We start from the raw sequence: 7,716 nt of genomic DNA, 5'->3' as shown, positions 1-7,716 counted from the left end.
TCAGGGACTCGGAGGGAGTTCGGTTCATCCCCACGGTCGTGGGGAACACAAATGGCCGCAGGTCTCGGAAGCTGCCAGCTGCGGTTCATCCCCACGGTCGTGGGGAACACGTTCTGGTAGGTGCTGGCGAAGCTGCAGGCTGCGGTTCATCCCCACGGTCGTGGGGAACACAAACTGTGCTTACTGGACTTCGACACCAACAGCGGTTCATCCCCACGGTCGTGGGGAACACGGAGGGGTTTCGTGATTTACCTGTAACAGTTCCGGTTCATCCCCACGGTCGTGGGGAACACTATTCCTATTGGCACTACTGCTCCTGTTATTACGGTTCATCCCCACGGTCGTGGGGAACACCAACCCACAAAGGCTATAAAATGAACCCCACACGGTTCATCCCCACGGTCGTGGGGAACACTGTTCCTAATTGATACGAGGACAACTCTTCTTCGGTTCATCCCCACGGTCGTGGGGAACACACATTCATCAGGCGATTATTTCAGTGTAGATTCGGTTCATCCCCACGGTCGTGGGGAACACTTCGTGTTCATTCAATCGTACCGTCTGATGTGCGGTTCATCCCCACGGTCGTGGGGAACACTGTCTTTCAATAATGCCAGGTATTCTGCGTGGCGGTTCATCCCCACGGTCGTGGGGAACACCTGGTAAGTTTCGTAGTCAAGACCCCCAATCTCGGTTCATCCCCACGGTCGTGGGGAACACAGCTGTCCAGGTCGCACATCTTCATGGCACACCGGTTCATCCCCACGGTCGTGGGGAACACTGCGTCATGTCGGTTACCCCTGTATAGGTGCCCGGTTCATCCCCACGGTCGTGGGGAACACTCAAGGCCGTTCGGGTTCACCTGGCGATTGACCGGTTCATCCCCACGGTCGTGGGGAACACTGATGCGTAATCCTCTGGATTCTCCAGCAGTCCGGTTCATCCCCACGGTCGTGGGGAACACATCATAAATACGCTCAGCCATAATGCTGACGGCGGTTCATCCCCACGGTCGTGGGGAACACCCATTTTCCAGAACAAACGTTGCTCGCACTCTCGGTTCATCCCCACGGTCGTGGGGAACACATGAACCACTCGCCTGCTGACTGCCGTTCATTCGGTTCATCCCCACGGTCGTGGGGAACACGTGATATTCGTGCAAGTCGGATTGATAAGGCGCGGTTCATCCCCACGGTCGTGGGGAACACTTGCTCAGGCTCCATTTCTGGTTCTGGTGGTTCGGTTCATCCCCACGGTCGTGGGGAACACTTGGGCAACTCGCTGGGCAAAAACAAATAATCCGGTTCATCCCCACGGTCGTGGGGAACACTTTGTCATTAACTCTAAACCTTAGTTCAATTTCGGTTCATCCCCACGGTCGTGGGGAACACCTCTGGCTTCGCCTGCTCTGGCGCTGGCCCGCCGGTTCATCCCCACGGTCGTGGGGAACACAATTTCATTTATCCTATTGAATATCACCAACGCGGTTCATCCCCACGGTCGTGGGGAACACTGTCAAAGTCATCGAACAGATCACCCTGACCGCGGTTCATCCCCACGGTCGTGGGGAACACAGACTGAAACAAGTTACAACAAAGGCACGAGCCGGTTCATCCCCACGGTCGTGGGGAACACAGTACCGAAAAATCCAGGAGGCGTTCTGCCAGCGGTTCATCCCCACGGTCGTGGGGAACACAGTAACGCCAGGCATTACATTAACTCCTGATTCGGTTCATCCCCACGGTCGTGGGGAACACTGAACGGTATGAGGATGTGCGCGGTTCTGTGCCGGTTCATCCCCACGGTCGTGGGGAACACACTCACGCAGAGAATCAGAAATCACCCAATTACGGTTCATCCCCACGGTCGTGGGGAACACTTGATTCCGGTTTTTCTCTCAGGCGACGTTGCCGGTTCATCCCCACGGTCGTGGGGAACACTCAATCGGCACAGCCACAACTTTTGAGCCGAACGGTTCATCCCCACGGTCGTGGGGAACACTTCATCAGCGAACCAGGATCACTACTCAAAGCCGGTTCATCCCCACGGTCGTGGGGAACACTTACGATGCACATCACGCTCGCCTGTGGCGCACGGTTCATCCCCACGGTCGTGGGGAACACAAGAACAGAAACAGGAAGCAGAGTTTTTAAAGCGGTTCATCCCCACGGTCGTGGGGAACACGGGCAAATCATCCCCCAGTGCATCGGCCAGCCCGGTTCATCCCCACGGTCGTGGGGAACACACCTTGGCTAACCTCTCCCAGTAACGCCTAGCCGGTTCATCCCCACGGTCGTGGGGAACACAGGTGATGTTGAGTGCGTAGCACTCAAACTGGCGGTTCATCCCCACGGTCGTGGGGAACACTGCAACGTGGGTTCCGCCTGAGTCGGCGGCACCGGTTCATCCCCACGGTCGTGGGGAACACCTTGTTATGACGGTGCCATTATTGCCATTTGGCGGTTCATCCCCACGGTCGTGGGGAACACCAATAAATCAATATCTTAATGGACGCATTCCGCGGTTCATCCCCACGGTCGTGGGGAACACGCTACGCGCCCAGGCCAGGAAGCCAATCTGACCGGTTCATCCCCACGGTCGTGGGGAACACGCGGATCGCAGATAATCAGCTGCCGCTTAATGCGGTTCATCCCCACGGTCGTGGGGAACACACAAAGACGATCTGATGCTCAGAGTTCAAAGGCGGTTCATCCCCACGGTCGTGGGGAACACCTCATACACTGGCTGTTTCTCTATAACAGTGACGGTTCATCCCCACGGTCGTGGGGAACACATCACCATCAGTACCGCTACAACACCGCCTGACGGTTCATCCCCACGGTCGTGGGGAACACCTGCTCAGATAAATTCTGCTGGTGAGCTGACCCGGTTCATCCCCACGGTCGTGGGGAACACATGTTAAGACCAGCCAAATTTGAGAATGCATACGGTTCATCCCCACGGTCGTGGGGAACACGTCTGCCAGCTTGAGCTCTTTGCCCGCCATCTCGGTTCATCCCCACGGTCGTGGGGAACACAGCGGTTTCAATAGTGTCAGCAAAGCCATATTCGGTTCATCCCCACGGTCGTGGGGAACACTCTTGTTGCATCCAATTGATTTACCAAATAAATTTTTGCTATTTATTTTCTACCAATTGAAATGCAACAAATTTTTCTTTTTGTTAAAGATCAGTATTGTCTTCGGCTGGTAGAAACGAAACAAGCCTCAAACCGTCCAGCTCTACAGGATGGCGTCTGTTTTTCCCTATGGTTTGAAAATCAAAACCAGACTCCGTATTAGTAGCCCACGCCATAACGATATTGCCTTCATCACAATACGTCTCACATTGCTGCCAGATCATTTCTCTGATCTTCTTGGAAACATCACCCACGTAGACGCCTGCCCGCACTTGTAACAGCCAGATAGCTAGCCGTCCTCTCAAACGATCTGGCACGGTTTCTGTTACCACTACCGTCATTGCCATAATGTATTAATCACTCCGATGTCCTTCATCACCAAGGTTCTCAGCCGGTGGTATAGCCGGTGGGACGGACTCTTTGGGTGGCTTCGGTGGAGAAATGCCACCGGCAGACAGAACCTCTTCAATTAACGGGATAATTCGAGCTAATGTTTTTTGATCCCGAAAAACATCGCGGCAGGCTAACCTCACTTGCTTGTCTGGCTCCGTTGGGTGTTGAGATGCAATTCGAAATGCCAGTGGCACTACCGTATCAAATTTAAAAATGTCGGCAATATCGTAGACAAAAGAAAGTGGCTTACCGGTGTGAATAAATCCCACTGCTGGTGCATAGCCAGCTGCCAGAATAGCGGCCTCGGTGATACCGTATAAGCAAGAAGTTGCGGCACTGATACATTGATTAACCACGTCCCCAGCCTGCCAGTCTTTGGGGTCATAACGTCGACCATGCCATTTCACACCATATTGCTTTGCTAGCAGTTGATAAGTCGCTCGGACCCTGGCGCCTTCTATCCCTCGTAACTGTTCAATACTGCGACGCTGTGGTGCTGATTCGCCAAAACGCAGTTCATACATTTTCCTGACCACTTTCAGCCGTAAATCATCTTCCAGTGCAAGTTTGGCTTGATAAAGCAAACGGTCTGAACGAGCGCCACCAGGCTGACCGGAAGCATACAACCTTACACCCGCCTCCCCGACCCATACCAACAAGGTACCCACCTGGGCAGCCAGTCGAACGGCTGCATGCGAAACTCGCGTACCAGGTTCCAGCATGATGCAGGCAATACCACCCACCGGAATATGTGTGCGCACACCGTTTTTATCTATCAGAACGAAAGCACCATCCTTGACATCAACCTGACCATATTGAAGAAATATCATCGAAACCCGATCTTTCATCGGGATGGGTTTTAATGGAAGGTAAGACGAAGACTCAGCCATTCTTGTTTTCACCCCGGAACATCAACGAGCTTTCGTTCGACACTAGAATCCGCATTTGCCGAATCGCCACCTCGTTCAAACTGACTAGCCTTTCAGTCTGACTTTGGCCCAGTTCAATGAAGTGGGCATTTAATGCCTCCAGATTTGCCAGACACACCAGTTGATGCACATTGGCATGATCACGCATATTGCCACTGGCTTGAGGATTTGCTTCACGCCATTGCTTGGCTGTCATGCCAAACAGTGCCACGTTGAGCAAATCAGCTTCATTGGCGTAAACATAATTAATCTGTTGTGGCGTCAACGTGTCCGGTATCAGGTTTTCCTTGATGGCATCGGTATGAATCAGGTAATTGACTTTGGCAAGATTACGGCGAATATCCCAGCCAAGTTGCTGAAACTCCTGCTCCTTTAACCGCTGAAACTCTATGATGAGGTATAGCTTGAACTCAACCGAAACCCAGCTAGCAAACTCGAAAGCGATGTCTTTTTGGGCGTAAGTACCGCCATAGCGCCCAGGACGAGAGATCAGGCCAATAGCTGCGGTTTTCTCGATCCACTGCTTGGGAGTAAGCGTGAAACTGTTTAATCCAGCTTCTTGTTTAAACCCGTCGAATTCCACGGGTTTAAAATCCGGGTTGTTCAACTGCTCCCATATTCCCAAGAACTCAATGGTGTTGCGATTACGTAACCAGTTTCGAATCAGGTCGTCAGTACGATCACTGTTTTTGTAACGAGCAATATCGGTAATACAGATGTATTCAAAACCGTCCTTGGTAGTGGTCGATATTTCCTGTTCCAATACCTGTAGCTTGGCTTTCATGACTCCTCCCTGAGTGTCCGCTCTGATGTGCACTTATAGTCGGCGAATTAACATCAGGCAGTTGCTAAAGATAGCAATCCACAACCAAAAGACTTGGCTGGGCCGATGCCTTCGTTCATCAGTTTCAGCAATGCTTCTGGACTTTTAACTGTAAATATTCCTTCAAATAACACAGGCTGAATCTTCCCACTGCGTTGTTCTTTCTGTTTACGAAAATTCAAAGGCAATTCTGGTTGAATAGTAACGGTATGCAGCAGAACAGCATCACTCAGTTTCCGCGCAAGCCAGGATTTTTGTTGATCTTCATGAATCAAGGGGACACGAACAGATCGTTTGTAGAGCCTGCCATTTTTTATTTGCTCACCTTTGCGTTCATCTTTAATGGATTTTATCGGGTTAGCTCGCAGGCGAAAACGCAATCGCTGACCTGCTTGAAGTGATAAATGTAACTCTCTGGTCGCCAATAGCTCCACAGCATCACTAGGCTGTGGTTGCCATTGTGACTGAACGATAACATCGGCACCTTGCCCTTTAACGTACTTTTCTACACGAAAGAGAAAGTCACGTGAATCTTCAGATCGGTCAGGAAATAGTAACCATAACGCACGATGTTGTTCATAAGGATTTTTTGCCTGCGCCCAATTCAATTTCACTTTACTCAGGTACATGCGCATCTCCTTTTGCCCGACTCATATACACCATCCGACTGGCAAATTGTCGCGGTTGCTGAATAATGGGCACATCACGCGTTTTCAATGGTCTGGCACCCTCAGTGTTTTCATCCGAATAAATCGTTCCTCCCACAGGGCCAACCAGACTCAATGCATCTAACGCTGTCTTGGCAAGCACTTTTGTCTCATATAGCGGTCTGGTAAGTGGACAACTTCGTCGTCCCAACACTGGGGTGTATTTGGGGTTTTTAAGCGCCCACTCCAGTTCATCTATGGTTATTCTTGCATCATCATCCATCCAGGCAACAACTGTGTATTTCGCATCCTGCCAATATTCTCGCCATGTCTGAATCGTTTCGTGACTTTTTAAACCACTGTATTCGACGCGAGCATCTTTCACCGTGTGGTAGTCAGTTAATTTCTGCCCTTGCTGGTCAACTCTTACAGCAAAATGAATGCAACTTGCCAAACGATATTGTGCTGCTTGGTCATCACGCTCAACACCCAAACAAGCACCTAGCAATCCCAATAAAGCACTTCGACCAGGGTAGAGTTCAGATGGCCTTAACCCTTCAAAACTCTCCCGCCCCCATGCCTGCAACGGACCTTGCAGTTTGAGTACCAAATAATCCTTCATGGCTATACCTTATGCGTTGTTTTCAACGGGGCCATCGTTACGAACCCATTCCTCTAACGCCGGCAATGACTCCTTACGAATCATGCCATCAGGCAGCTCAATAGGTTCCAGCGAGAATTCAGCACATCGCTCATCCAGTCCATAGCCGCGATGAATTTTGTCCCAGTAGTCATTCAGCTCTTTTGCAGACGGCATTCTGAAGCCACCTTGTTGGTCTGCTTTCACTGGTTTTTCAAAAGCATTCGCCAGTGATATAGGCTGGTCAGAAAATGACACCAAGGCCTGATCGGCCAGATTATGTGCAGCGAAGCTTTGTTGTTTGGCACTGGGCACCTCGGTTGCCAGCATGTGCAATACATGAGCTGCTATATCCAATGCCTTTTCACGTGATACATCGCCCAGATTTTTCTGTAATTGAGTAATATTCAGGCTGGCATAGCGATAAAACACACCGGAAGAAAACTCCTGAGTATCAAGGTGGCCAGATCCTTGTTCGCCTTTTCCTTCCTCCAAAGCACCTATTCGACGATGATCTTTTTCCTCCTGAACCAAATCATCTACAGCAGTAAACCAATCAATATCAGCATCAACAGCATGTGTTGTAATCGCATGCGCAACAGCCAAAGCACCATCCACATTTGTCATCAAACCAGATGTTGCCATACGGCCCGAAAGGGCAATATCCAAAGACTGACTGGCAGCAGCAATAAAAGGTTGAGCATCCTTTTCTACCTGTTTCTTCAATTTAGCCAAGTCGATTTCTTCACCCGCGTCTTGAATAGCCTGGCAAAAGCACGCTACCTCTTCTAATGCCCAAGGTGCAACAGCAATCCCTTTGGTCGACAGATCGGGCAACCCCTCTTTACCAGAAATCCACTCCAATGCTTTGACAATAATGTCTTCGGGGAAACGCTCTGATAACCCTTCAACGTACCTAGATTGAACTTTTGCCAAGTCCCTTGTTCGCAACGACGGTTGCCCCAAATTCTCTTTATAGTAATCACCTTGACGCATGGTGCGCTTTAAGCTTTGGCTAGAAACCCGAACCCGACGTTTACCACCAAACATCGCCGACTTCTGCATATTCATATCATCTCGGTTTAAACAAGACGGGCTGTGAGAGATTAATACGTGAAAGTTAATAAAATTCTTATTCATTGGTTC

Annotated in this window: 6 protein-coding genes and 1 CRISPR repeat array; all 6 genes read right to left on the bottom strand. The window is 50.5% G+C overall.

Translation table 11 applies throughout. From position 1 onward, the window contains the following. Positions 1-20: 20 nt before the first annotated feature. Positions 21-3,099: direct repeats of the CRISPR family, unit length 29 nt; unit sequence CGGTTCATCCCCACGGTCGTGGGGAACAC. Between the two features lie 83 nt (positions 3,100-3,182). From cas2e to cas7e, 6 genes are read right to left on the bottom strand one after another with little or no spacing between them, the layout of a single operon-like run. Next, positions 3,183-3,485 carry a type I-E CRISPR-associated endoribonuclease Cas2e gene (gene cas2e, locus MPL1_RS09830; protein WP_009726982.1) on the bottom strand — a complete coding sequence of 101 codons (303 nt, stop codon included), beginning with the start codon at positions 3,483-3,485 and terminating at the stop codon, positions 3,183-3,185. A gap of 6 nt (positions 3,486-3,491) precedes the next feature. After that, positions 3,492-4,421: a type I-E CRISPR-associated endonuclease Cas1e gene (gene cas1e / locus MPL1_RS09825; RefSeq protein WP_040577067.1), complete on the bottom strand. Its 930-nt coding sequence runs from the start codon at positions 4,419-4,421 to the stop codon at positions 3,492-3,494. Then, the gene (locus MPL1_RS09820; RefSeq protein WP_009726980.1) at positions 4,414-5,244 is read right to left on the bottom strand and encodes a KilA-N domain-containing protein; all 831 of its coding nucleotides are present in this window, start codon (positions 5,242-5,244) and stop codon (positions 4,414-4,416) included. The genes cas1e and MPL1_RS09820 overlap by 8 nt, the downstream gene beginning before the upstream one ends. Before the next feature lie 53 nt (positions 5,245-5,297). Continuing rightward, complete coding sequence (gene cas6e, locus MPL1_RS09815) at positions 5,298-5,912, bottom strand: type I-E CRISPR-associated protein Cas6/Cse3/CasE (RefSeq protein ID WP_009726979.1); 615 nt, start codon at positions 5,910-5,912, stop codon at positions 5,298-5,300. Next, positions 5,899-6,552: a type I-E CRISPR-associated protein Cas5/CasD gene (cas5e, locus tag MPL1_RS09810; protein ID WP_009726978.1), complete on the bottom strand. Its 654-nt coding sequence runs from the start codon at positions 6,550-6,552 to the stop codon at positions 5,899-5,901. The genes cas6e and cas5e overlap by 14 nt, the downstream gene beginning before the upstream one ends. Positions 6,553-6,561: 9 nt before the next feature. Next, complete coding sequence (cas7e, locus tag MPL1_RS09805) at positions 6,562-7,710, bottom strand: type I-E CRISPR-associated protein Cas7/Cse4/CasC (protein ID WP_040577066.1); 1,149 nt, start codon at positions 7,708-7,710, stop codon at positions 6,562-6,564. Between the last annotated feature and the right edge of the window lie 6 nt (positions 7,711-7,716).

The organism is Methylophaga lonarensis MPL, from assembly GCF_000349205.1.
Lineage (GTDB): Bacteria > Pseudomonadota > Gammaproteobacteria > Nitrosococcales > Methylophagaceae > Methylophaga > Methylophaga lonarensis.
Note: the sequence above shows the minus strand (reverse complement) of the source record. Positions and strands in the feature narration are given on the sequence as shown.

Coding starts and splice junctions, on each gene's coding strand:
- cas6e (WP_009726979.1), bottom strand. CDS start 5,912: ATGTACCTGAGTAAAGTGAAATTGAATTGGGCGCAGGCAAAAAATCCT.
- cas2e (WP_009726982.1), bottom strand. CDS start 3,485: ATGGCAATGACGGTAGTGGTAACAGAAACCGTGCCAGATCGTTTGAGA.
- cas7e (WP_040577066.1), bottom strand. CDS start 7,710: ATGAATAAGAATTTTATTAACTTTCACGTATTAATCTCTCACAGCCCG.
- MPL1_RS09820 (WP_009726980.1), bottom strand. CDS start 5,244: ATGAAAGCCAAGCTACAGGTATTGGAACAGGAAATATCGACCACTACC.
- cas1e (WP_040577067.1), bottom strand. CDS start 4,421: ATGGCTGAGTCTTCGTCTTACCTTCCATTAAAACCCATCCCGATGAAA.
- cas5e (WP_009726978.1), bottom strand. CDS start 6,552: ATGAAGGATTATTTGGTACTCAAACTGCAAGGTCCGTTGCAGGCATGG.